We start from the raw sequence: 23,721 nt of genomic DNA on the forward strand, positions 1-23,721 counted from the left end.
TGCCCAGAAGAAGACTCGAACTTCCACGACCGTAAGGTCACCAGCACCTGAAGCTGGCGTGTCTACCAATTTCACCATCTGGGCAAAGTTGAAGCATTGAAACATGAAACGGTGTAGCGTGTGTTGCGTAAATTCCAGACAGGCAAGCTAATCTGAAACTTGAAAATTGGTGCCCAGAAGAAGACTCGAACTTCCACGACCGTAAGGTCACCAGCACCTGAAGCTGGCGTGTCTACCAATTTCACCATCTGGGCATATCGTCGAGGCTTCATGATGCTTCACATCGCGCCGCTTCTCAACTATAACGACGCTGTCCGTCGTTGTGGTGCGCACTATACGGATGCCCTCGAAGGCTGTAAAGCCCCGTTCAGAAAAAATCTCAAAAATTTCAAGTCGTTGTTCCTTGGGCTGTTTTGGCATCACTCAAGGGCCCTGACGGGGCTGTCAAAGCCTCGGATTTCCGGTTTCAATACGGCTATGCCAAACTAACCCTATATAGACAAGGTGAACCCCTACTAATGGCCGATTGGCAGACCCTCGACCCCGAGGCCGCTCGTGAAGCGGAAAAATACGAAAACCCCATTCCTAGCCGTGAGCTGATCCTCCAGCGCCTTGACGAGCGCGGCTCTCCCGCCGCCCGCGAGCAACTGGTGGAAGAGTTCGGCCTGCAGACCGAGGACCAGATCGAGGCCTTGCGTCGCCGCCTGCGCGCCATGGAGCGCGACGGCCAGCTGATCTACACCCGGCGCGGCACCTATGCCCCGGTAGACAAGCTGGACCTGATCCTGGGTCGCATCTCGGGCCACCGCGACGGTTTCGGTTTTCTCGTCCCCGACGATGGCAGCGACGACCTGTTCCTGAGCCCGGCGCAGATGCGCCTGGTGTTCGATGGCGACCGAGCGCTGGCGCGCGTGTCCGGGCTTGACCGGCGCGGCCGGCGTGAAGGCGTGGTGGTCGAAGTGATCTCCCGTGCCCACGAAAGCATCGTGGGGCGCTACTTCGAGGAAGGCGGGGTGGGCTTCGTGACCCCCGACAACCCCAAGGTCCAGCAGGAAGTGCTGGTGACCCCGGGCCGCAATGCCGGCGCCAAGGTCGGCCAGTTCGTCGAGGTGAAGATCACCCACTGGCCGACCCAGCGCTTCCAGCCGCAGGGCGATATCGTCGAAGTGATCGGCAACTACATGGCGCCGGGCATGGAAATCGACGTGGCGCTGCGCAGCTACGACATTCCCCATGTATGGCCCGAGGCGGTCATCAAGGAAGCGCGCAAGCTCAAGCCTGAAGTCGAAGAGAAGGACAAGGAACACCGCATCGACCTGCGTCACCTGCCGTTCGTCACCATCGACGGCGAAGACGCACGGGACTTCGACGATGCCGTGTACTGCGAAAGCCTGGGCAAGTTGCGCCTGTTCTCCGGTGGCTGGCGCCTGTTCGTGGCGATTGCCGACGTGTCCAGCTACGTGCGCCTGGGCTCTGCCCTGGACAACGAAGCCCAGGTGCGCGGCAACTCGGTGTACTTCCCCGAGCGGGTGATCCCGATGCTGCCCGAGGAACTTTCCAACGGCCTGTGCTCGCTGAACCCGAACGTCGACCGGCTGGCGATGGTCTGTGAAATGACCATCAACAAGTCCGGCCAGATGGTCGATTACCAGTTCTACGAAGCGGTCATCCACTCCCACGCGCGCCTGACCTACAACAAGGTCAGCAGCATGCTCGAACATGCCCGTACCCGTGAAGGCAAGGCGCTGCGCGAGCAGTACAGCCACGTGGTGCCGGACCTCAAGCAGCTGTATGCGCTGTACAAGGTGTTGCTGGCGGCCCGTCACACCCGTGGCGCGATCGACTTCGAAACCCAGGAAACCCGCATCATCTTCGGTGCCGAGCGCAAGATCGCGGAAATTCGCCCGACCGTGCGCAACGATGCGCACAAGTTGATCGAAGAATGCATGCTCGCGGCCAACGTGGCGACGGCCGAGTTCCTCAAGAAGCACGAGATCCCTGCGTTGTACCGCGTGCACGACGGTCCGCCGCCGGAGCGCCTGGAAAAACTGCGCGCCTTCCTCGGCGAGCTGGGGCTTTCGCTGCACAAGGGCAAGGATGGTCCGTCGCCCAAGGACTACCAGGCGCTGCTGTCGCAGATCGCCGGTCGCCCTGACTTCCACCTGATCCAGACCGTGATGCTGCGCTCGCTGAGCCAGGCGGTGTACAGCGCCGACAACAACGGCCACTTCGGCCTGAACTACGAGGCGTACACCCACTTCACCTCGCCGATCCGGCGTTACCCCGACCTGCTGACCCACCGTGCCATCCGCAGCGTGATCCGTTCGCGCCAGGAAACCCCGCACGTCAAGCGGGCCGGCGCGATGAGCATTCCCAAGGCGCGCATCTACCCGTACGACGAGGCGGCCCTGGAGCAGCTGGGCGAGCAGTGCTCGATGAGCGAGCGACGCGCCGACGAAGCCACCCGCGACGTGACCAACTGGCTCAAGTGCGAGTACATGAAGGATCGCGTGGGCGAAAGCTTCCCGGGTGTGATCACCGCGGTGACCGGTTTCGGCCTGTTCATCGAGCTGACCGACATCTACGTCGAAGGCATGGTGCACGTCAGTGCCTTGCCGGGTGACTACTACCACTTCGACCCGGTACACCACCGCCTGGCGGGCGAGCGCACCGGTCGCAGCTTCCGCCTGGGCGACACGGTCGAAGTGCGCGTGATGCGCGTGGACCTCGAACAGCGCAAGATCGATTTCGAGATGGCCGAAAACACCCTGAATGCGCCGATCGGTCGCAAGCAGCGTGGTGCCGAGCCTGCCGCCAAGGGCAAGACGGGCGCTGCCTCGGCCAAGTCCAATGGTGCCGCCAAGCCCTACAGCGCGCCGGCCAAGGCCGCCAAGGTCGAGGCGGCGCCGGCCGAGCCGCCGCGCCGCAGCCGCAAGAACGAAACCTCCGAAGCCTATTTCCCGGCCGATGCCGCAGCCAAGAACGCCGAAGTGCGCAAGAGCCGGGAAATGAAGAAGGCGTTGCTGTCCGATGCCGAGAACGCCGTGGGCAAGCCTGCGGCCAAGGGCTCGAAGACGTCTTCGGAGAAACCGAGCAAGCACCGCAAGGGGCCGCCAAAAGCCGGTTCCGCTTCACGTAAACCCAAGGGCAAGTCATGAGTCAGCTGGAAAAGATCTACGGTGTGCATGCGGTGGAGGCCCTGTTGCGCCACCACCCCAAGCGGGTCAAGCAGATCTGGCTGGCCGACAGCCGCAGTGAACCGCGGGTGCAGGCCCTGCTGGAGCTGGCCGCACAGAACCGAGTGACGGTCGGCCAGGCTGAACGCCGCGAGATGGACGCCTGGGTCGAGGGCGTGCACCAGGGCGTGGTCGCCGAGGTCAGCCCGAGCCAGGTGTGGGGCGAGGCGATGCTCGAAGAGCTGCTGGACCGCACCGAAGGCGCGCCGCTGATTCTGGTGCTGGACGGTGTGACCGACCCGCACAACCTGGGCGCCTGCCTGCGCACCGCCGATGCGGCCGGTGCGCTGGCGGTGGTGGTGCCCAAGGACAAGTCGGCGACCCTGACCCCGGCGGTACGCAAGGTGGCGTGTGGCGCTGCCGAGGTGATTCCGCTGGTGGCCGTGACCAACCTGGCGCGTACCCTGGAGAAGCTCCAGCAGCGCGGCCTGTGGGTGGTGGGCACGGCGGGGGAGGCCGAGCAGGAGCTGTATCAGCAGGACCTGACCGGCCCGACCATCCTGATCATGGGCGCCGAGGGCAAGGGCATGCGCCGCCTGACCCGCGAGCACTGCGATTTTCTGGTGAAGCTGCCGATGGCCGGCAGCGTCAGCAGCCTGAACGTGTCGGTGGCCACGGGCGTGTGCCTGTTCGAGGCGGTGCGTCAGCGTCAGGCCAAGCGCAAGGCCTGATAAGGCGTTGCCACTTTCGCGGGTCAAGCCCGCTCCCACAGGGCTTTCGGTGGCCTGTGTGGGGGCGGGCCTGGCCCGCGATGCTTTCAAGGCTGTTCAAATAATCACCAATTGCCTTGCGTGCGCCCCGGCGCTTCTCTACAATTGCGCCCCTTGCCCCGCTGGCAGGCGCGCATGCGCCCACCGCACAAGGCAAGACAAACAGTGTCATTCACTCCTTGTCTGACCACCCTGGTGGCAGACTACAACCCGTAAGGAGCATTCATGCGTCATTACGAAATCATCTTTCTGGTCCACCCTGACCAGAGCGAGCAAGTCGGCGGCATGGTTGAGCGTTACACCAAGCTGATCGAAGAAGACGGCGGCAAGATCCACCGTCTGGAAGACTGGGGCCGTCGTCAACTGGCCTATGCAATCAACAATGTTCACAAGGCTCACTACGTGATGCTGAACGTTGAGTGCACCGGCAAGGCCCTGGCCGAGCTGGAAGACAACTTCCGCTACAACGATGCCGTGATCCGTAACCTGGTCATCCGTCGCGACGAAGCCGTTACCGGCCAGTCCGAGATGCTCAAGGCTGAAGAAAACCGCAGTGAGCGCCGTGAGCGTCGCGACCGTCCTGAGCACGCTGACAACGCCGAAGGCGATGACAGCGACAACAGCGACAACAGCGATAACGCTGACGAGTAATCCACGGACCTTTTGAGGAGCCTATTACATGGCACGTTTCTTCCGTCGTCGTAAATTCTGCCGCTTCACTGCTGAAGAAGTGAAAGAGATCGATTACAAAGATCTCAACACCCTGAAAGCTTATGTATCCGAAACCGGCAAGATCGTTCCAAGCCGTATCACCGGTACCAAAGCTCGTTATCAGCGTCAGCTGGCTACCGCTATCAAGCGCGCCCGCTTCCTGGCCCTGCTGGCCTACACCGACAGCCACGGCCGCTGAGACCGGGTCGTCGACAGGTAGCAAGGGATAAAGTGCATGCGAGCGTTAGCTGATTTCATCATGCGCGGTCGCGTGCAGGCCACTCTGGTAGTGGTCGGTTGTGCGGCATTGCCGCTGTTGTTCTGGTTGAGTGCCGCCGCCGGGAGCCTGGTGTTCCTGCGGCGCGGTTTCAAGGACGCCTCCGGGATCCTCGCCTGGGCATTGCTGCCCGCGCTGGTCTGGTGGTTCTTCGGTGAACCGCGCACCTTGATGGTGTTGCTGGGAACCTTCGGTCTGGCTGCGTTGCTACGCGCCGGACAGTCCTGGAGCCGGGTGCTGTTGTTCAGCATCGCCTGGGGCCTGGTGTATGGCGTCATCCTGGGTTCGGTGTTCCGCGAACCGATCGAAGCGCTGGCGCAGGTGCTTGAAAAAGCCCTGCCGCAGATGCTCGACGGTCTCTACCAGCAGTTGACGGTAGAAGAGCGGGCCCGACTGGGGAGCGTGATCGCACCGGTGCTTACCGGCCTGATTGCGGCATTGCTGCAGGCAGTCAGTCTGCTGGCCCTGATGTTGGGTCGCTACTGGCAAGCCGCGTTGTACAACCCGGGAGGCTTTGGCAGCGAGTTTCGCGCCATACGGCTCCCGCTGGTACCGGCGCTGTTGCTGCTGGTGTGCATGCTGATAGCGCCGAATTTCGGCAGCGAACTGGCGATGTTGACACCGTTGTGCAGCGTACCGCTGGTGTTCGCCGGGCTGGCCCTGATTCACGGGCTGGTCGCGCAGAAGCGCCTGGCCAGGTTCTGGCTGGTGGGGATGTACGTGACGCTGGTGCTGTTCATGCAGCTGATTTATCCGTTGCTCGTGGTTCTGGCCATTGTCGACAGCCTGATTGATTTTCGCGGTCGTTCTGCATCGAAAGATGCCGGTGACGCGAACGGTGAAGGTTAAAAGTTAAGAGGTTTATACCTAATGGAACTGATCCTGCTGGAAAAAGTCGCCAACCTGGGCAACCTGGGCGACAAGGTAAATGTTAAGGCCGGTTACGGTCGTAACTTCCTGCTGCCATTCGGCAAGGCTACCGCTGCGACCGCTGCCAACCTGGCTGCGTTCGAAGAGCGTCGCGCCGAGCTGGAAAAACTGGCTGCTGACAAGAAAGCTTCGGCTGAAACCCGCGCTGCCCAACTGGCCGAGCTGGAAGTGACCATCACTGCCACCGCCGGTGACGAAGGCAAGCTGTTCGGTTCGATCGGCACCCACGACATCGCTGACGCCCTGACCGCCTCCGGCGTTGAAGTGGCCAAGTCTGAAGTGCGTCTGCCGAACGGCACCATCCGCAACGTTGGCGAATTCGACGTAGCCGTGCACCTGCACAGCGACGTAGAAGCCACCGTTCGCGTGGTTGTCGTCGCAGCCTAAGCTGGACCAATCGACTGGCACCCTGGGTGCCAGCCGGTTAACATCGGGCACGATCCTGCATTGCAGGTCGTGCCCTTTGTCTTTTTCAACACCCTGATTCCCAAGTGGCCATGAACGAGATAACCGCCCCCGAGCAATATGATCTGCAAACCGCTGCCCTGAAGGTGCCGCCGCATTCCATCGAGGCCGAACAGGCCGTACTCGGTGGCCTGATGCTGGACAACAACGCCTGGGAGCGCGTGCTCGATCAAGTCTCCGACGGCGACTTCTACCGGCATGACCATCGCCTGATCTTCCGCGCCATCTACAAGCTCGCCGACCTCAACACCCCGTTCGACGTGGTGACGCTGCACGAGCAGCTCGACAAGGAAGGCCTGAGCTCCCAGGTCGGTGGCCTGGGTTACCTGGGCGAGCTGGCCAAGAACACCCCGTCGGTGGCCAACATCAAGGCCTATGCGCAGATCATTCGCGAGCGCGCCACACTGCGCCAGCTGATCAGTATCAGCAGCGAGATCGCCGACAGCGCGTTCAACCCCCAGGGCCGCAACGCCGCCGAGATCCTCGACGAGGCCGAACGGCAGATCTTCCAGATCGCCGAAGCACGGCCCAAGACCGGTGGCCCGGTAGGGGTCAACGAACTGCTGACCAAGGCCATCGACCGCATCGACACGCTGTTCAACTCCGACAGCGCCATCACCGGTATTTCCACCGGCTACACCGACCTGGACGAGAAGACCAGCGGCCTGCAACCGGCCGACCTGATCATCGTGGCCGGCCGTCCGTCGATGGGTAAGACCACCTTCGCCATGAACCTGGTGGAGAACGCCGTGTTGCGCAGCGACAAGGCGGTGCTGGTGTACTCCCTGGAGATGCCAGGCGAATCGCTGATCATGCGTATGCTCTCCTCGCTGGGGCGCATCGACCAGACCAAGGTGCGTTCCGGCCAGCTGGACGACGACGACTGGCCGCGCCTGACTTCGGCGGTCAACCTGCTCAATGACCGCAAGCTGTTCATCGACGACACCGCCGGCATCAGCCCGTCGGAAATGCGCGCACGTACCCGGCGCCTGGTGCGTGAGCATGGCGAGATCGCCATGATCATGATCGACTACCTGCAACTGATGCAGATCCCGGGCTCCAGCGGTGACAACCGTACCAACGAGATTTCCGAGATCTCGCGCTCGCTCAAGGCCCTGGCCAAGGAATTCAACTGCCCGGTCATCGCCCTGTCGCAGCTCAACCGCTCCCTCGAGCAGCGCCCCAACAAGCGCCCGGTGAACTCCGACTTGCGTGAATCGGGTGCGATCGAGCAGGACGCCGACGTGATCATGTTCGTGTACCGCGACGAGGTGTACCACCCCGAGACCGAGCACAAGGGCATCGCCGAGATCATCATCGGCAAGCAGCGTAACGGCCCCATCGGCTTCGTGCGCCTGGCGTTCATCGGCAAGTACACGCGCTTCGAGAACCTGGCACCGGGCAGCTACAACTTCGACGACGACGAATAAGGTACCGATGGCCAATTCCGACTTCTGACGTCGGAATTGGTCAAAATTTGTGCTATATTCCGCGCCCGCGATTTCCCTGATACCAAGAACCGGTCACTGACATGCAAGCAGCCAAACCACTTTTCGACTATCCCAAGTACTGGGCCGAATGCTTCGGGCCAGCGCCATTCCTGCCGATGAGCAGGGAGGAGATGGATCAGCTCGGCTGGGATTCCTGCGACATCATCATCGTGACCGGTGACGCCTACGTCGACCACCCGTCGTTCGGCATGGCCATCATCGGCCGGCTGCTCGAAGCCCAGGGCTTCCGGGTGGGCATCATTGCCCAGCCGAACTGGCAGAGCAAAGACGACTTCATGAAGCTGGGCGAGCCGAACCTGTTCTTCGGTGTCGCGGCCGGCAACATGGACTCGATGATCAACCGCTACACCGCCGACAAGAAGATCCGCTCGGACGACGCCTACACCCCGGGCGGCCTGGCCGGCAAGCGCCCCGACCGTGCCAGCCTGGTCTACAGCCAGCGCTGCAAGGAAGCCTACAAGCACGTGCCGATCGTGCTGGGTGGCATCGAGGCCTCGCTGCGCCGCATCGCGCACTACGACTACTGGCAGGACAAGGTGCGGCACTCGATCCTGATCGACGCCTGCGCCGACATCCTGCTGTACGGCAACGCCGAACGCGCGATCGTCGAAGTCGCCCAGCGCCTGTCCTACGGCCACAAGATCGAAGATATCACCGACATCCGCGGTACCGCCTTCGTGCGCCGCGACACCCCGCAGGGCTGGTACGAAGTGGACTCCACGCGTATCGACCGGCCGGGCAAGGTCGACAAGATCATCAACCCGTACGTGAACACCCAGGACACCCAGGCCTGCGCCATCGAGCAGGAGAAGGGCCCGGTCGAAGACCCGCAGGAAGCCAAGGTGGTGCAGATTCTGGCCAGCCCGCGCATGACCCGCGACAAGACTGTGATCCGCCTGCCGTCCTACGAGAAGGTGCGCAGCGATGCGGTGCTGTACGCCCACGCCAACCGCGTGCTGCACCTGGAAACCAACCCGGGCAACGCCCGTGCGCTGGTGCAGAAGCACGGCGAGGTGGACGTGTGGTTCAACCCGCCGCCCATCCCGATGACCACCGAAGAGATGGACTACGTGTTCGGCATGCCCTATGCGCGCGTCCCGCACCCGGCGTATGGCAAGGAGAAGATCCCGGCCTACGACATGATCCGCTTCTCGGTGAACATCATGCGTGGCTGCTTCGGTGGCTGCACCTTCTGCTCGATCACCGAGCACGAAGGCCGCATCATCCAGAACCGTTCCCACGACTCGATCATTCGCGAGATCGAAGAAATCCGCGACAAGGTGCCGGGCTTTACCGGGGTCATCTCCGACCTGGGCGGGCCGACCGCCAACATGTACCGCATTGCCTGCAAGAGCCCGGAAATCGAATCTGCGTGCCGCAAGCCGTCGTGCGTGTTCCCCGGCATCTGCCCCAACCTGAACACCGACCACTCGGCGCTGATTCAGCTGTACCGCAGTGCGCGTGACCTGCCGGGGGTGAAGAAGATCCTGATCGCCTCGGGCCTGCGCTACGACCTGGCAGTCGAGTCGCCGGAGTACGTCAAGGAGCTGGTCACCCACCACGTGGGCGGCTACCTCAAGATTGCCCCGGAGCATACCGAGGAAGGCCCGCTGAACCAGATGATGAAGCCTGGTATCGGCAGCTACGATCGCTTCAAGCGCATGTTCGAGAAGTACTCCAAGGAGGCGGGCAAGGAGCAGTACCTGATCCCGTACTTCATCGCGGCGCACCCGGGCACTACCGACGAAGACATGATGAACCTGGCCCTGTGGCTCAAGGGCAATGGCTTTCGCGCCGACCAGGTGCAGGCGTTCTACCCGTCGCCGATGGCCTCGGCCACTGCCATGTACCACTCGGGCAAGAACCCGCTGCGCAAGGTCACCTACAAGAGCGACGCGGTGACCATCGTCAAGAGCGAGGAGCAGCGCCGCCTGCACAAGGCGTTCCTGCGGTACCACGACCCCAAGGGCTGGCCGATGCTGCGCGAAGCCCTGCAGCGCATGGGGCGTGCCGACCTGATCGGGCCGGCCAAGCACCAGTTGATCCCGCTGCACCAGCCGGCGACCGACAGCTATCAGAGTGCGCGGCGCAAGAACTCGACGCCGGCGGGCAGCCACAAGGTGGCCAAGGAAACCAAGATCCTGACCCAGCACACCGGCTTGCCGCCGCGTGCCAGCGACGGTGCCAAGCCGTGGGACAAGCGCGAGCAGGCCAAGGCGGCCGCCTTTGCGCGTAACCAGGAAGCGGCCAAGGCACGCAAGGACGCCGCCAAGGGTGGCAAGGGCAAGGGCAAGAAGACCCGCGAGCCGGTGTTGCCACGCTGATACGCGTCGCGGCCATCGCGGGTCAAGCCCGCTCCCACAGGTACAGTGCAGATCCGTAGGCCACTGACTATCCTGTGGGAGCGGGCTTGACCCGCGATGAGGCCCGCAAGGCCACATCCATCCTTCTCCCCATCCCCGCCACACGCTACCCTGCATCACCTGCCGTCACCGAGCACGCCCATGGCTGACCCGCTGGCCTCACCAAGCCCTGCCTCCTACCACGAGATGTTCGCGGCGGATGGCAGCGTGCGCCCGCATTGGCAGCGCCTGCACCAGCACCTGCAACGCAGCGGCCCCACCCAGCTGGCCCAGCGCCAGGCCCAACTGGCGCGCCATCTGCAGGAAAACGGCGTCACCTACAACATCTACGCCGACCCCGACGGCACCGATCGCCCGTGGGAGCTGGACCTGCTGCCGCAGCTGATCCCCGCGCAGGAGTGGCAGGCGCTGGCGGCGGGCATCGCCCAGCGCGCGCACCTGCTCAACGCGGTACTGGCCGACATCTATGGCCCGCAGCGCCTGATCGGCGAAGGCCTGCTGCCGTCCGAGCTGGTGTTCGGCCACAACAATTTTCTCTGGCCGTGCCAGGGCATCACGCCGCCCGGCTCGACCTTCCTGCATGTGTACGCTGCCGACCTTGCCCGCGGCCCCGATGGGCGCTGGTGGGTCACCGCCGACCGCACCCAGGCGCCCTCCGGGGCCGGCTTCGCGCTGGAGAACCGCACGCTGGTCACGCGCACCCTGCCGGACCTGTACCGCGACCTGCACGTGCAGCACCTGGCCGGCTTCTTTCGCAACCTGCAACAGAGCCTGCTGCGCCTGGCACCCAGCGGCCAGGAACCGCCACTGGTGGTACTGCTGACCCCGGGGCGCTTCAACGAAAGCTATTTCGAGCACCTGTTCCTCGCCCGCCAGCTGGGTTACCCACTGGTCGAAGGCAGCGACCTGACCGTGCGCGATGCCACGGTTTACCTCAAGACCCTGGGCGGGCTGCGTCGGGTGCACGCGATCATGCGCCGCCTGGACGACGATTTCTGCGACCCGCTGGAACTGCGTACCGACTCGGCCCTCGGCGTGCCCGGCCTGCTCGACGCGGTACGCCAGGGCCGCGTGCTGGTGGCCAATGCGCTGGGCAGCGGGGTGCTCGAATCTCCCGGCCTGCTCGGCTTTCTGCCGGCCATCAACCAGCACCTGTTCGGCGAGGTCCTGAGCCTGCCGTCGATCGCCACCTGGTGGTGCGGCGAGCCGCCTGCGCTGGAGCAGGCCCTGGCCAGGCTGCCGGAACTGCTGATCAAGCCGGCGTTCCCCTCGCAGAGTTTCGCTGCGCTGTTCGGGCGCGACCTGGACGAGGCGGCGCGCGATGCCTTGGCCGGGCGCATCCGTGCACGCCCGTATGCCTACGTGGCACAGGAACTGGCGCAGTTGTCCCAGGCGCCGGTATGGCAGGGCACGCTGCAGGCGCGGCCGATCGGCATGCGGGTATATGCGGTGGCCACCGCCGATGGCTACCGGGTGCTGCCCGGCGGCTTGACCCGGGTGGCCGCCCTGGCCGATGCCGAGGTGGTGTCGATGCAGCGCGGCGGGGCCAGCAAGGACACCTGGGTACTCGGCGAGGCGGCCCCGGTCGGCGAACAGTGGCAGGCCAGCCGCACCCTTGGCGTGGCCGATCTGATCCGCCAGGACCCGTACCTGCCGTCGCGGGTCGTGGAAAACCTGTTCTGGTTCGGCCGCTATTGCGAGCGCTGCGACACCAGCGCGCGCCTGCTGCGCATCCTGCTCAGCCGCTACCTGGATGGCGAACATCCGTCCACCTGGCAGGCGGCGGTGGCCCTGGCCGAAGAGCTTGAGCTGCTGCCCCCCGAGGGCACCCTGGCCGAGCGCCTGCGCGCCGCCTTGCTCGATGCCGACTGGGCGTTCAGCCTGCGCGCCAACCTGCAGCGCCTGCAATGGACCGCCGCCCAGGTGCGCGGCAAGCTCTCGCGGGAGAACTGGCAGGCGCTGGTGGAGTTGCAGCACGAAGCCCAGGCGCTGGGTGGGCAGACGGCGGACTTCGGCGAGCTGCTGGATTTTCTCAACCGCCTGGTGATGTCGCTGGCGGCGCTGTCCGGCTTTGCCCTGGACGACATGACCCGCGATGAAGGCTGGCGCTTTCTGATGATCGGGCGGCGCATCGAGCGCCTGCAGGGCTTGAGCCTGAGCCTGGCCAGTTTTCTGCGCGGCCCCGGCGCCTTCGACCAGGCGGGCCTGGAATGGCTGCTTGAACTGGGCAACAGCAGCATCACCTACCGCTCGCGCTACCTGGCGGTGGCGCAGTTGATTCCGGTGCTGGACCTGCTCCTGCTCGACCAGCAGAACCCCCATGCGGTGCTGTTCCAGCTCAAGCTGCTGGTGCGTGCCCTGGAGCGATCCAGCGATGAGTTCGGCAGCCCGCCAGACCCGACCCTGGCCCTGCTGGCCGAGCGCCTGTACCACTTCGACCTGGGCAGCCTGGAGCACGCGCTGTTCGGCAAGGCCAGCGTGCGCGCGGTGCTCGATGGCCTGGCCGAGTTGCTGGGCGAGATCGCCAAGGCCAGCCTGCAGGCCTCCGAGCGACTGGCGCTGCGCCACTTCGTGCATGTCGATGACATCAGCCAGCAGACGGTGTCGGCCTGATGAGCGCGCGCTACCAGGTACTGCACGACACCCATTACCGCTATGACAGCCCGGTGTCCCTGGCCCAGCAACTGGTGCATCTGTGGCCACGGGCCTGTGCCTGGCAGCAGTGCGAAGACCGGCAATTGCAGGTCGACCCGCTGCCGACCCGGCGGCGCGACGAGCTCGACGGCTTCGGCAACCCGCTGACCCGGCTGGCGCTGGAGCGCCAGCATGATCAACTGCGCGTGGTGACGCGGGTGCAGGTGAACGTGCTGTCGCGCGCCGCGCCGGTGCTGGCTGCCTCGCCGCCGTGGGAACAGGTGTGCCAGGCGCTGGCGTATTCGGGGCAGGCGCTACCTGCGGCCACGCTGGAGGCGTGCCGCTTTCGTTTCGAATCGCCGTATGTGCGGCTGAAGCAGCGTTTCGTCGCGTTTGCCGAGCCGTGTTTCGCCCCGGGCCAGCCGTTGCTGCTGTGCGTGCAGGCCCTGATGCAGCAGATTTTCAGCCAGTTCACCTTCGATGCCGGTGCCACCCAGGTGGCTACCCCGCTGGTGGAGGTGCTGCAGCGTCGCCGCGGCGTGTGCCAGGACTTCGCCCACCTGATGCTCGCGTGCCTGCGCTCGCGCGGGCTGGCGGCGCGCTATGTCAGCGGCTACCTGCTGACGCGCCCGCCGCCCGGGCAGGCCCGGCTGATCGGGGCCGATGCCTCGCATGCGTGGGTGTCGGTGTATTGCCCGGTCAACGGCTGGGTGGATTTCGACCCCACCAACAACCTGCTGCCGGCGCTGGAGCACATCACCCTGGCCTGGGGTCGGGATTTTTCCGATGTGTCACCGCTGCGTGGGGTGATTCTGGGCGGGGGCAGCCATGACCCGCAGGTGCAGGTGACGGTGTTGCCGCTGGATGAAGGCCCGGCGTGACGGCCCATCACTCCGGCCGCGCGAATTCGACGTTGCTGCCAGTGGCACCGCAGGCATAGGCAGCCAGCAGGCTGCGCATCAGACTACCAAGGGACATGTCCTGTACTCCTAATTGAGAGGTTGTCTCATCGTCCCTGAATGGCGCATGATGGTCCCGCGGATTTTGTGTATACAATCCATAGCGAAAATTTACTACCAGCGCGCCTAACCTGCCCCTTGACTCATATCAGGCCGGTGGGGGACGCTCTGGGGCAGTATAGAAACGGATAAAAAACCCCTGCCAAGGAGATTCACGATGTTTGCCAAAGCTGTTGCGGTATCCCTGCTGACCCTCGCCAGTGCCCAGGTCTTCGCTGCCGATTGCAAGGTCACGGTCGATTCCACCGACCAGATGTCCTTCAACACCAAGGCCATTGAGATCGACAAGAGCTGCAAGACTTTCACCGTCGAATTGACCCACTCGGGCAACCTGCCGAAGAACGTCATGGGCCACAACCTGGTGATCAGCAAAGAAGCTGACATGCAGCCAATCGCCACCGACGGCCTGAGCGCCGGTATCGACAAGGATTACCTGAAGGAAGGTGATGACCGCGTGATCGCCCACACCAAGGTGATCGGTGCTGGCGAGAAGGACTCGGTGACCTTCGATGTTTCCAAGCTCAAGGCTGACGAGAAGTACGGCTTCTTCTGCTCGTTCCCTGGCCACATCTCGATGATGAAAGGCACTGTTACCCTGAAGTAACGCGGCGTTGCCAATCGCGGGTCAAGCCCGCTCCCACAGGTACAACACTGGTCTTGAAGGCAGTGATGTACCTGTGGGAGCGGGCTTGACCCGCGATGCTTTTACGGGGCGAACGGCATCTCGCGCTTGTGATGCGTCTTCTCGTACGTGCGCCTGATGATCTCGAACGCTTCCTCGCTCACTGCCTCGCCGTGCAGAAACGCATCGATCTGCGCATAGGTCACCCCATGCGATGCCTCGTCCGGCTTGCCCGGCGCCAGGTCTTCCAGGTCGGCGGTCGGCACCTTCTCCACCAGTGATTCCGGCGCACCAAAGCTGCGTGCAATGTCGCGCACCTGATGTTTCACCAGCCCGCTCAACGGCGCCAGGTCGCAGGCCCCGTCACCGAACTTGGTAAAGAACCCCATCACCGCCTCGGCCGCGTGATCCGTGCCGATCACCAGCCCGCCACGTGCCCCGGCAATGGTGTACTGCGCCACCATGCGCATGCGCGCCTTGGTGTTGCCCACCACGAAATCCACCAGCGCCGGCTTGCCGTCCCTGAGCGCCTCGACCTCGGCCGCCAGCGCCTGCACCGCCGGCGCGATGTTCACCGTATGGCATTCGTCAGGCTGGATGAAATCGATGCACGCCTGGGCGTCATGCTCGTCATGCTGCACCTGGTACGGCAGGCGTACGGCGATGAAGCGGTAATGCACATCGCCCGTCTGTTCGCGCAGCTCGTTGATCGCGCGCTGGGCGAGCAGGGCGCCGGTCAGCGAGTCGACACCACCGCTGATGCCCAGCACCAGGGTCTTGAGCCCGGCGTTCTTCAGGCATTGCTGGATGAAGGCCACGCGCCGGGCCTTCTCGGCTTCGAGCGCGGCCGCGTCGGCGAACGGCGGCTGAACCTTGAGCTGCTGCGCAATCTCTCGCTGGACGGCTTGCATGGGTTACTCCTTGGGCACTTTGAATACGTGGCGCAGGTAGGCGACGAAGTTGGCGTCGCGGCATTGGGTCTTGGCCGCTTCATCGGAAATCTTCGCCACGGGCTGGCCGTTGCAGTCGGTCATTTTAAGTACGATGCTCATCGGCGCCACGCCGGGAATGTCACAGGTGAGGTTGGTGCCGATGCCGAAGCTGACATTGATGCGCCCGCGCAAGGCGCGGAATATCTCCAGGGTCTTGGTCAGGTTCAGCCCGTCCGAGAACACCAGCGTCTTGGTCATCGGGTCGATCCCCAGCTTGCGGTAATGCGCGATGGCCTTCTCTGCCCATTGCACCGGATCGCCGGAGTCATGGCGCAGGCCGTCGAAGAGCTTGGCGAAGTACAGGTCGAAGTCGCCGAGGAATGCATCCATGGTGATGCAGTCGGTCAGTGCTATTCCCAACAGCCCGCGGTACTCGCGCACCCAGCAGTCTAGGGCGGCGATCTGGCTGTCGATCAGCCGCGGGCCGAGCTGCTGGTGGGCCATGATCCACTCGTGGGCCATGGTGCCCAGCGGTTTGATATCCAGTTTGCGTGCCAGATGCACGTTGCTGGTGCCCACGAAGCGCGCCGGGAACTCCGCCGTCAGCACCTTCACCACCTGTTCCTGGACCTTGTAGGAGAAGCGTCGGCGGGTGCCGAAGTCGGCCACCTGCAGTTCGGCCAGCTCCTCGCTGCTGGCATTGGCGCGCAGCCAGTCGAACTTGCGGTACAGCTGGTCGCGTGCATCCACCAGCTTGATCTGTGGATAACGGTGCTGGTTGCGCACCTCGCTGATGATCGCCAGCAGCGGCACCTCGAACAGGATCACGTGCAGCCACGGACCGTGCAGGCGCAATACCAGTTCATCGTGCTCGATGGCCAGGTGCAGGTAGCGCAGGTTGAAGCGAAACAGCCCCAGAAAGCGCAGGAAGTCCGGCTTCATGAAGCTGATCTGCTCCAGGAAGCCCAACTGCTCGGCACTGATGCTCAGCTCGCTGAGGCGCTCGATCTGTGCGCGGATCTGCGCCAGATAGGGGCGCAGGTCTTCGCCGTTGCGGCAGCGGAACTCCCACTCCACATCCACGTTGGGGTAGTTGTGCAGCACCGCCTGCATCATCGTCAGCTTGTAGAAATCGGTATCGAGCAGGCTCTGCACGATGCGGTTGGCGAAGGCACTTTCGCTCATAAAGGACTCCAGGTCGGGCGTGCGCCCATCCGGGGCCGCCAATGCAGCCCATTGTGCCAGTCTTTTTGCCGCTGAGGCCGGCGCCGACGGGGTAATTCGGTAGCAGGCTATGGGTAGCGGCGGTTTTCGCATTGGCCAGCTAGCCTCTTATGGTGCCCGCTGTAGCAGATGCGCACCAAGGATGTGCAGTTCGGTTACGTATCTTGTTACAGGCTGGTTGCACGTAAACACAGGTCAGGGTTGCAATGATGGCACTCAAGGGTTGCGCTTCAAGCGGTTCGTGGGTGGCGCCAGGTGCAGGGCAGGAGGTTGCACGGCCCGTGGAAAAGGCGCGAAAGCGGCGCCTGCCGAACCTGATCGCGAGTTTTTACAGAATAAAAATCCAATGGCACGGCCCTTGCTCATCGCAATTGCTGAACGTTGTAGTGCCAACCAAAAAAACTCAGGAGCACCACCTCATGTCGCAGACGTTTTACAAGAAAGGCTTTCTGGCCCTCGCCGTTGCCACGGCGATGGGCGTGTCTTCGTATGTACAGGCCGACGTCAAGATCGGTGTAGCGGGCCCGATGACCGGTGCCAACGCGGCGTTTGGCGAGCAATACATGAAAGGTGCGCAGGCGGCCACCGACAAGATCAATGCCGCGGGCGGCATCAACGGCGAGAAGATCGTGCTGGTCAAGGGCGACGATGCCTGCGAGCCCAAGCAGGCGGTGGCCGTGGCCAACCGCCTGGTCGACCAGGACAAGGTCATCGGTGTGGTCGGGCACTTCTGCTCGTCCAACACCATCCCGGCGTCGGAGGTGTACGACGAGGCCGGGGTCATCGCCATCACCCCCGGCTCGACCAACCCGCAGGTCACCGAACGTGGCCTGAGCGCCATGTTCCGCATGTGCGGGCGCGACGATCAGCAGGGCATCGTGGCCGGCGACTACATCGTCGATGTGCTCAAGGGCAAGAAGGTTGCCGTGCTGCACGACAAGGACACCTATGGCCAGGGCCTGGCCGACGCCACCAAGGCGCAGTTGACCAAGCGCGGCGTCACCCCGGTGCTGTACGAGGGCCTGACCCGTGGCGAGAAGGACTTCAGCGCCGTGGTCACCAAGATCCGCTCCACCGGTGCCGACGTGGTCTACTTCGGCGGCCTGCACCCCGAAGCCGGCCCGCTGGTACGCCAGTTGCGCGAGCAGGGGCTCAAGGACGTCAAGTTCATGTCCGATGACGGCATCGTTACCGACGAACTGGTGGCCACCGCCGGCGGCAAGCAGTACGTCGATGGCGTGTACATGACCTTTGGCGCCGACCCGCGCCTGCTGCCCGACAGCAAGGCGGTGGTGGACGAGTTCCGCAAGGCCGGTACCGAGCCCGAAGGCTACACCCTGTACGCCTACGCCTCGATCCAGGCCCTGGCCGCCGCGTTCAACGGTTCCAAGTCGAACAAGGGTGAAGACGCTGCCAAGTGGCTCAAGGCCAACCCGGTGCAGACCGTGATGGGCGAGAAGAAGTGGGACGCCAAGGGTGACCTGACCGTGTCCGACTACGTGGTCTACCAGTGGGACAAGGACGGCAAGTATCACCAACTGGAAAAACAAAAATAACAACGGCCGGCACCCCGGGCACTCGCTGCCCGGGGCGCGCCCCGGTTTTTGCCGTACCTGTCTTTTCTCGTAGATCTGCACAACCCGGCGCCGCTTGTACCGCCTCAACGGCGGTGCAACGTGGTCGGCGCTTGTGCAATCTCAAATACGTGAGATTGCGTTATGGATGGTATTTTCCTGCAGCAACTGATCAATGGTCTGACCCTGGGGTCGGTCTATGGTCTGATCGCCATCGGCTACACAATGGTCTATGGCATCATCGGCATGATCAACTTCGCGCACGGCGAGGTGTACATGATTTCCGCCTACCTGGCGGCTATCAGCCTGGCATTGCTGGCGTATTTCGGTATCGAGTCCTTTCCCCTGCTGATGCTCGGGACGCTGATCTTCACGGTGGTGGTCACCGGCGTGTATGGCTGGACCATCGAACGCATCGCCTACAAACCCCTGCGCAACTCCACCCGGCTGGCACCGCTGATCAGTGCCATCGGCATTTCGCTGATCCTGCAGAACTACGCGCAGATCAGCCAGGGCGCCCGCCAACAGGGCGTGCCGACCCTGCTCGAAGGCGCCTGGCGCCTTGAAGTGGGCACCGGCTTCGTGCAACTGACCTACACCAAGATCTTCATCCTGGTGGCAGCCTTCGTCGGCATGGCCGCGCTCACCTACATCATCAAGTTCACCAAGCTGGGGCGCATGTGCCGGGCCACCCAGCAGGACCGCAAGATGGCCTCGATCCTGGGCATCAACACCGACCGGGTGATCTCCTACGTGTTCGTCATCGGCGCGGTGATGGCCGCGCTGGCCGGCGTGCTGATCACCATGAACTACGGCACCTTCGACTTCTATGCCGGCTTCATCATCGGCATCAAGGCCTTCACCGCGGCGGTGCTGGGCGGTATCGGCTCGCTGCCGGGCGCGATGCTCGGGGGCATCATCCTGGGGATTTCCGAGTCGCTGTTCTCCGGGCTGATCAACTCCGACTACAAGGACGTGTTCAGCTTCTCGCTGCTGGTACTGATCCTGATCTTCCGTCCCCAAGGCCTGCTGGGTCGCCCACTCGTGGCCAAGGTGTAAGTATGTCTGCTGCCAAAAACGCTTCCATCGATATCAAGCGCAGCCTGGTCGATATGGTTCTCGCCGGGCTGATTTCCCTGATCGTGTTCGGCCCCATCGTCGGCGTGGTGCTCGACGGCTACAGCTTCAACATGCAGCCCGCGCGTGTCGCCTGGCTGGTGGCGGGGGTGATGCTGGGGCGCTTCGTGCTCAGCCTGTTCCTGCAGACCAGCAAGGGCCAGGCCATCCTGCAGGGCTTCGAGAGCAGTGGCTCGGGTGTGCATGTGCTGGCGCCGGACTACAAGTCGCGCCTGCGTTGGATCATCCCGGCACTGATCGTGATTGCCATCGTGTTCCCGTTCTTCGCCAACAAGTACCTGCTTACCGTGGTCATCCTCGGGCTGATCTACGTGCTGCTGGGCCTGGGGCTGAACATCGTGGTGGGCCTGGCCGGGCTGCTCGACCTGGGCTACGTGGCGTTCTACGCCATCGGTGCCTATGGCCTGGCGCTGGGCTACCAGTACCTGGGGCTGGGCTTCTGGACGGTGCTGCCGCTGGCGGCGATCGCCGCGGCACTGGCCGGCTGCATACTGGGCTTTCCGGTGCTGAGGATGCACGGGGACTACCTGGCTATCGTGACCCTGGGCTTTGGCGAGATCATCCGCCTGGTGCTCAACAACTGGCTGTCGTTCACCGGCGGGCCCAACGGCATGCCGGTACCGTCGCCGACCTTCATGGGCCTGGAATTCGGGCGCCGGGCCAAGGACGGCGGGGTACCGTTCCACGAGTTCTTCGGCATCGACTACAACCCCAACGTGAAATTCCTGTTCATCTACATCGTGCTGTTCCTGGTGGTGCTGGCGGTGCTGTACATCAAGCACCGGCTCACCCGCATGCCGGTGGGGCGCGCCTGGGAAGCGCTGCGCGAGGACGAGATCGCCTGCCGCTCGATGGGCCTGAACCATGTGCTGGTCAAGCTCTCGGCGTTCACCCTGGGTGCGTCCACCGCAGGCCTGGCCGGGGTGTTCTTCGCCAGCTACCAGGGCTTCGTCAACCCGTCCTCGTTCACCTTCTTCGAGTCGGCGCTGATCCTGGCCATCGTGGTGCTCGGCGGCATGGGCTCGACGGTCGGGGTGGTGATCGCCGCCTTCGTGCTTACCGTGGCGCCGGAGCTGCTGCGCAGCTTCTCCGAGTACCGCGTGCTGCTGTTCGGCGTGCTGATGGTGTTGATGATGATCTGGCGACCGCGTGGGCTGATCCGCATCAGCCGCACCGGTGTGGTCCCGCGTAAAGGAGTGGCGCCATGAGCGACGAAGTGATTCTTTCGGTCGACAACCTGATGATGCAGTTCGGCGGCATCAAGGCGCTCAGCGACGTGAGCCTGAAGGTCCGGCGCAACGCCATCTTCGCGCTTATCGGCCCCAACGGCGCGGGCAAGACCACCGTGTTCAACTGCCTTACCGGGTTCTACAAGGCAAGCGGCGGCAAGATCGAGCTGAACCTGCGCGGCACCCGCACCAATGTCATCCAGCTGCTGGGCGAACGCTTCCAGGCGGCCGACTTCGTGTCGCCCAGAAGCTTTGCCAGCCGCCTGTACTACAAGATGTTCGGCGGCACCCACCTGGTCAACCGGGCGGGGCTGGCGCGTACCTTCCAGAACATTCGCCTGTTCAAGGAAATGTCGGTGGTGGAGAACCTGCTGGTGGCCCAGCACATGTGGGTGAACCGCAACCTGCTGGCCGGGGTGCTCAACACCAAGGCCTACCGTCAGGCCGAGAGCGACGCCCTGGACCATGCCTTCTACTGGCTGGAGGTGGTCGACCTGGTGGACTGCGCCAACCGCCTGGCCGGCGAGCTCTCGTATGGCCAGCAGCGCCGCCTGGAAATTGCCCGGGCCATGTGCACGCGCCCGCAGATCATCTGCCTGGACGAACCCGCCGCCGGCCTCAACCCGCAGGAAACCGAAGCGCTCAGCCGCATGATCCGCGTGCTGCGCGACGAGCATGACCTGACGGTGGTACTGATCGAACATGACATGGGCATGGTAATGAGCATTTCCGACCATATCGTGGTGCTGGACCACGGCAACGTGATCGCCGAGGGCGCGCCGCAGGAGATCCGCAACAACCCGACGGTGATCGCGGCCTACCTGGGCGCCGATGAAGAGGAGCTGGCATGAGCGTACCGATCCTCGAACTGAAGGACCTGGACGTGTTCTACGGCCCGATCCAGGCGCTGAAAAAGGTCTCGATGCACATCGACGAAGGCGAGACGGTAAGCCTGATCGGCTCCAACGGCGCGGGCAAGTCCACGCTGCTGATGTCGATCTTCGGCCAGCCGCGCGCGGCGTCGGGGCAGATCCTCTACCGGGGCACCGATATCACCCACAAGTCGTCCCACTACATCGCCTCCAACGGCATTGCGCAGTCGCCGGAGGGGCGCCGGGTGTTCCCGGACATGTCGGTGGAAGAGAACCTGATGATGGGCACCATCCCGATTGGCGACAAGTTCGCCGGCGAGGACATGCAGCGCATGTTCGAGCTTTTTCCGCGGCTCAAGGAACGGCGCAACCAGCGGGCGATGACCATGTCCGGTGGCGAGCAGCAGATGCTGGCGATTGCCCGGGCGCTGATGAGCCGGCCCAAGTTGCTGTTGCTGGATGAACCGTCGCTGGGGCTGGCGCCGATCGTGGTCAAGCAGATCTTCTCGACCTTGCGCGAGCTGGCCAAGACCGGCATGACCATCTTCCTGGTGGAACAGAACGCCAACCATGCGCTCAAGCTGTCGGACCGCGCCTACGTGATGGTCAACGGGCAGATCCGCATGACCGGCACCGGCCAGGAACTGCTGGTCAACGAGGAGGTGCGCAACGCGTATCTGGGTGGGCACTGACACTGCCCAACCACACAGACCCCGGCTTGCCGGGGTTTTTTTGTGCGTATTGCGGCCCAATCGCGGGTCGAGCCCGCTCCCACAGGGGCAGCGGTGAACCTTGTGGGAGCGGGCTTGAATCGCGATCGGGCCGCAGATCGGCCTTGCGGCAGATTGTGGAAAAGTTATTTGAAGGTGTGCAGGTAACGCGACACAACGTCGCTCCAGGCACTTGTTTTCAAAGGCATTGAAGTTGTCCCCGATTCGTGTGGAACCGACTGTGGGTAACTTGGTAGTACATGGCTGAAGACCATGTAATACAAGGCTTACAGAGGTGTGGTTGTTTTTTGAGCAGCGGTTTTTCAGACGCTGCAGCGGGCATTTGTCAAGGCTTTTATGGCGAGGTCGATTGCCCCTCATTTCACCTGTGCAGCCTGTGGATAACTCTGTGGGCAAGCACTGGAAAGACTGGTGCAGGCAGCGAGATCAAAGGCCTCGGGCCATCACTGCAGTTATCCTTTTGCATCTCTGGCTGTCGCGTTGTTCAAGGGGCGGCCGCCAGGTCAAGCGAAATACTTCCCACGCCAGGCCACAGCCCGCTCAAACCGTGGGCCGCAGCCTGTGCAGTTGCCCCCAGTCTGTGTGGAAGGGCCTGTGGATAACGTGCGTACAGCTCGCGCCGGGCCTTGCGGGGCAAGGCTTTCAGGGTTTTGATCGTTTTTTGTACAGTTGATTTTCGGCTTGCTGCGCAGCGCCGTGGCGGGGCATGCTGCACGCCCTGTCGATCAGTTGCCCGTGGGCACGTTTTCCCGAGGAGATTTTCCATGACTTCCACCGTATTCATCACGGGCGCCACCTCCGGTTTTGGCGAAGCCTGCGCACGTCGCTTCGCCGAGGCGGGCTGGTCGCTGGTGCTGACCGGTCGGCGCCAGGAGCGCCTGGAGGCGCTGTGTGCGGAGCTGTCCAAGCAGACCGAAGTGCATGGCCTGGTACTCGATGTGCGTGACCGCAAGGCCATGGAAGCGGCCATCGAAGGCTTGCCGCCGACCTTTGCCAAGCTGCGCGGGCTGATCAACAACGCCGGCCTGGCCCTGGGTGCCGACCCGGCGCCCAAGTGCGACCTGGACGACTGGGAGACCATGGTCGACACCAACATCAAGGGCCTGATGTACAGCACCCGCCTGCTGCTGCCGCGCCTGATCGCCCACGGGCGTGGCGCGACGATCCTCAACGTCGGGTCGGTGGCGGGCAACTATCCGTACCCGGGCAGCCATGTGTATGGCGGTACCAAGGCGTTCGTCGGGCAGTTCTCGCTGAGCCTGCGCTGCGACCTGCAGGGCACGGGCGTGCGGGTCAGCAACATCGAGCCGGGGCTGTGCGAGAGCGAGTTCTCGCTGGTGCGCTTCGGGGGTGACAAGGCGCGCTACGACGCCACCTATGCCGGTGCCGAGCCGATCCAGCCGCAGGACATTGCCGAGACCATCTTCTGGATTCTCAACCAGCCGGCGCACATCAACATCAACAGCCTCGAGCTGATGCCGGTGAGCCAGGCGTGGGCGGGGTTCTCGATCGATCGTTCGAAGGCCTGAGTGCACTTTCGCCGG

Annotated in this window: 19 protein-coding genes and 2 tRNA genes; 17 read left to right on the top strand and 4 right to left on the bottom strand. The window is 63.5% G+C overall.

Going from position 1 to position 23,721, the window contains the following annotated elements:
- Both NJH59_RS22050 and NJH59_RS22055 read right to left on the bottom strand, forming a co-directional pair.
- Positions 1 to 84, bottom strand: a tRNA-Leu gene (locus tag NJH59_RS22050).
- A gap of 83 nt (positions 85 to 167) precedes the next feature.
- Positions 168 to 254, bottom strand: a tRNA-Leu gene (locus NJH59_RS22055).
- Positions 255 to 518: 264 nt separating this feature from the next.
- Between NJH59_RS22055 and rnr the strand changes: the two genes are divergently transcribed.
- The 11 genes from rnr (at position 519) to azu (ending at position 14,460) form a co-directional block, all read left to right on the top strand.
- Positions 519 to 3,158: a ribonuclease R gene (gene rnr, locus NJH59_RS22060; RefSeq protein WP_253087314.1), complete on the top strand. Its 2,640-nt coding sequence runs from the start codon at positions 519 to 521 to the stop codon at positions 3,156 to 3,158.
- Positions 3,155 to 3,907, top strand: a complete 753-nt coding sequence (gene rlmB, locus NJH59_RS22065; RefSeq protein ID WP_043863525.1) for a 23S rRNA (guanosine(2251)-2'-O)-methyltransferase RlmB — start codon at positions 3,155 to 3,157, stop codon at positions 3,905 to 3,907. Before rnr ends, rlmB begins: the two co-directional genes overlap by 4 nt.
- A 264-nt stretch (positions 3,908 to 4,171) precedes the next feature.
- Entirely contained in the window at positions 4,172 to 4,597 is a 426-nt protein-coding gene (rpsF, locus tag NJH59_RS22070) for a 30S ribosomal protein S6 (protein ID WP_043863524.1), read from the top strand.
- A gap of 28 nt (positions 4,598 to 4,625) precedes the next feature.
- The gene (gene rpsR, locus NJH59_RS22075) at positions 4,626 to 4,856 is read left to right on the top strand and encodes a 30S ribosomal protein S18 (RefSeq protein WP_003171373.1); all 231 of its coding nucleotides are present in this window, start codon (positions 4,626 to 4,628) and stop codon (positions 4,854 to 4,856) included.
- 36 nt (positions 4,857 to 4,892) lie between these two features.
- Positions 4,893 to 5,783 carry a hypothetical protein gene (locus tag NJH59_RS22080; RefSeq protein ID WP_043863523.1) on the top strand — a complete coding sequence of 297 codons (891 nt, stop codon included), beginning with the start codon at positions 4,893 to 4,895 and terminating at the stop codon, positions 5,781 to 5,783.
- Between the two features lie 21 nt (positions 5,784 to 5,804).
- A complete protein-coding gene (gene rplI / locus NJH59_RS22085; RefSeq protein WP_043863522.1) occupies positions 5,805 to 6,251 on the top strand; it encodes a 50S ribosomal protein L9 in 447 nt (148 codons plus the stop codon).
- Positions 6,252 to 6,361: 110 nt separating this feature from the next.
- Positions 6,362 to 7,759, top strand: a complete 1,398-nt coding sequence (dnaB, locus tag NJH59_RS22090) for a replicative DNA helicase (protein ID WP_043863521.1) — start codon at positions 6,362 to 6,364, stop codon at positions 7,757 to 7,759.
- Positions 7,760 to 7,860: 101 nt separating this feature from the next.
- Positions 7,861 to 10,164 carry a YgiQ family radical SAM protein gene (locus NJH59_RS22095; RefSeq protein WP_043863520.1) on the top strand — a complete coding sequence of 768 codons (2,304 nt, stop codon included), beginning with the start codon at positions 7,861 to 7,863 and terminating at the stop codon, positions 10,162 to 10,164.
- A 180-nt stretch (positions 10,165 to 10,344) separates the two neighbouring features.
- Entirely contained in the window at positions 10,345 to 12,816 is a 2,472-nt protein-coding gene (locus tag NJH59_RS22100; protein ID WP_253087315.1) for a circularly permuted type 2 ATP-grasp protein, read from the top strand.
- A complete protein-coding gene (locus tag NJH59_RS22105; RefSeq protein ID WP_100632902.1) occupies positions 12,816 to 13,718 on the top strand; it encodes a transglutaminase family protein in 903 nt (300 codons plus the stop codon). The genes NJH59_RS22100 and NJH59_RS22105 overlap by 1 nt, the downstream gene beginning before the upstream one ends.
- 295 nt (positions 13,719 to 14,013) lie before the next feature.
- Entirely contained in the window at positions 14,014 to 14,460 is a 447-nt protein-coding gene (azu, locus tag NJH59_RS22110) for an azurin (RefSeq protein ID WP_043863517.1), read from the top strand.
- Between the two features lie 101 nt (positions 14,461 to 14,561).
- On the opposite strand, the gene nadE is transcribed toward azu, so the two are convergent.
- Together nadE and pncB are read right to left on the bottom strand one after the other, a co-directional pair.
- Complete coding sequence (nadE, locus tag NJH59_RS22115) at positions 14,562 to 15,389, bottom strand: ammonia-dependent NAD(+) synthetase (RefSeq protein WP_043863516.1); 828 nt, start codon at positions 15,387 to 15,389, stop codon at positions 14,562 to 14,564.
- A 3-nt stretch (positions 15,390 to 15,392) separates the two neighbouring features.
- Positions 15,393 to 16,595 (bottom strand): nicotinate phosphoribosyltransferase, encoded by a 1,203-nt coding sequence (gene pncB / locus NJH59_RS22120; RefSeq protein WP_043863515.1) that lies wholly within the window; start codon positions 16,593 to 16,595, stop codon positions 15,393 to 15,395.
- A gap of 458 nt (positions 16,596 to 17,053) precedes the next feature.
- On the opposite strand from pncB, the gene NJH59_RS22125 reads away from it, so the two are divergent.
- The 6 genes from NJH59_RS22125 (at position 17,054) to NJH59_RS22150 (ending at position 23,706) form a co-directional block, all read left to right on the top strand.
- Entirely contained in the window at positions 17,054 to 18,190 is a 1,137-nt protein-coding gene (locus tag NJH59_RS22125; RefSeq protein WP_253087316.1) for a branched-chain amino acid ABC transporter substrate-binding protein, read from the top strand.
- A gap of 162 nt (positions 18,191 to 18,352) precedes the next feature.
- Positions 18,353 to 19,267: a branched-chain amino acid ABC transporter permease gene (locus tag NJH59_RS22130; protein WP_043863513.1), complete on the top strand. Its 915-nt coding sequence runs from the start codon at positions 18,353 to 18,355 to the stop codon at positions 19,265 to 19,267.
- Between the two features lie 2 nt (positions 19,268 to 19,269).
- The gene (livM, locus tag NJH59_RS22135; RefSeq protein WP_043863512.1) at positions 19,270 to 20,553 is read left to right on the top strand and encodes a high-affinity branched-chain amino acid ABC transporter permease LivM; all 1,284 of its coding nucleotides are present in this window, start codon (positions 19,270 to 19,272) and stop codon (positions 20,551 to 20,553) included.
- Positions 20,550 to 21,425, top strand: a complete 876-nt coding sequence (locus NJH59_RS22140; RefSeq protein ID WP_054916169.1) for an ATP-binding cassette domain-containing protein — start codon at positions 20,550 to 20,552, stop codon at positions 21,423 to 21,425. The genes livM and NJH59_RS22140 overlap by 4 nt, the downstream gene beginning before the upstream one ends.
- A complete protein-coding gene (locus NJH59_RS22145) occupies positions 21,422 to 22,138 on the top strand; it encodes an ABC transporter ATP-binding protein (protein WP_043863511.1) in 717 nt (238 codons plus the stop codon). The genes NJH59_RS22140 and NJH59_RS22145 overlap by 4 nt, the downstream gene beginning before the upstream one ends.
- A gap of 803 nt (positions 22,139 to 22,941) precedes the next feature.
- On the top strand, positions 22,942 to 23,706 hold the full coding sequence (locus NJH59_RS22150; RefSeq protein ID WP_043863510.1) for an SDR family oxidoreductase: 765 nt from the start codon (positions 22,942 to 22,944) through the stop codon (positions 23,704 to 23,706).
- The last annotated feature ends 15 nt before the right edge of the window (positions 23,707 to 23,721 follow it).

Origin of the sequence: Pseudomonas sp. VE 267-6A (assembly GCF_024126555.1) — a bacterium.
In the GTDB taxonomy this organism is placed as follows: domain Bacteria; phylum Pseudomonadota; class Gammaproteobacteria; order Pseudomonadales; family Pseudomonadaceae; genus Aquipseudomonas; species Aquipseudomonas palmensis.

What these genes read in the sequence shown, in the direction of transcription:
- rnr (WP_253087314.1), top strand. Translation starts at nt 519, where the DNA reads ATGGCCGATTGGCAGACCCTCGACCCCGAGGCCGCTCGTGAAGCGGAA.
- rlmB (WP_043863525.1), top strand. Translation starts at nt 3,155, where the DNA reads ATGAGTCAGCTGGAAAAGATCTACGGTGTGCATGCGGTGGAGGCCCTG.
- rpsF (WP_043863524.1), top strand. Translation starts at nt 4,172, where the DNA reads ATGCGTCATTACGAAATCATCTTTCTGGTCCACCCTGACCAGAGCGAG.
- rpsR (WP_003171373.1), top strand. Translation starts at nt 4,626, where the DNA reads ATGGCACGTTTCTTCCGTCGTCGTAAATTCTGCCGCTTCACTGCTGAA.
- NJH59_RS22080 (WP_043863523.1), top strand. Translation starts at nt 4,893, where the DNA reads ATGCGAGCGTTAGCTGATTTCATCATGCGCGGTCGCGTGCAGGCCACT.
- rplI (WP_043863522.1), top strand. Translation starts at nt 5,805, where the DNA reads ATGGAACTGATCCTGCTGGAAAAAGTCGCCAACCTGGGCAACCTGGGC.
- dnaB (WP_043863521.1), top strand. Translation starts at nt 6,362, where the DNA reads ATGAACGAGATAACCGCCCCCGAGCAATATGATCTGCAAACCGCTGCC.
- NJH59_RS22095 (WP_043863520.1), top strand. Translation starts at nt 7,861, where the DNA reads ATGCAAGCAGCCAAACCACTTTTCGACTATCCCAAGTACTGGGCCGAA.
- NJH59_RS22100 (WP_253087315.1), top strand. Translation starts at nt 10,345, where the DNA reads ATGGCTGACCCGCTGGCCTCACCAAGCCCTGCCTCCTACCACGAGATG.
- NJH59_RS22105 (WP_100632902.1), top strand. Translation starts at nt 12,816, where the DNA reads ATGAGCGCGCGCTACCAGGTACTGCACGACACCCATTACCGCTATGAC.
- azu (WP_043863517.1), top strand. Translation starts at nt 14,014, where the DNA reads ATGTTTGCCAAAGCTGTTGCGGTATCCCTGCTGACCCTCGCCAGTGCC.
- nadE (WP_043863516.1), bottom strand. Translation starts at nt 15,389, where the DNA reads ATGCAAGCCGTCCAGCGAGAGATTGCGCAGCAGCTCAAGGTTCAGCCG.
- pncB (WP_043863515.1), bottom strand. Translation starts at nt 16,595, where the DNA reads ATGAGCGAAAGTGCCTTCGCCAACCGCATCGTGCAGAGCCTGCTCGAT.
- NJH59_RS22125 (WP_253087316.1), top strand. Translation starts at nt 17,054, where the DNA reads ATGTCGCAGACGTTTTACAAGAAAGGCTTTCTGGCCCTCGCCGTTGCC.
- NJH59_RS22130 (WP_043863513.1), top strand. Translation starts at nt 18,353, where the DNA reads ATGGATGGTATTTTCCTGCAGCAACTGATCAATGGTCTGACCCTGGGG.
- livM (WP_043863512.1), top strand. Translation starts at nt 19,270, where the DNA reads ATGTCTGCTGCCAAAAACGCTTCCATCGATATCAAGCGCAGCCTGGTC.
- NJH59_RS22140 (WP_054916169.1), top strand. Translation starts at nt 20,550, where the DNA reads ATGAGCGACGAAGTGATTCTTTCGGTCGACAACCTGATGATGCAGTTC.
- NJH59_RS22145 (WP_043863511.1), top strand. Translation starts at nt 21,422, where the DNA reads ATGAGCGTACCGATCCTCGAACTGAAGGACCTGGACGTGTTCTACGGC.
- NJH59_RS22150 (WP_043863510.1), top strand. Translation starts at nt 22,942, where the DNA reads ATGACTTCCACCGTATTCATCACGGGCGCCACCTCCGGTTTTGGCGAA.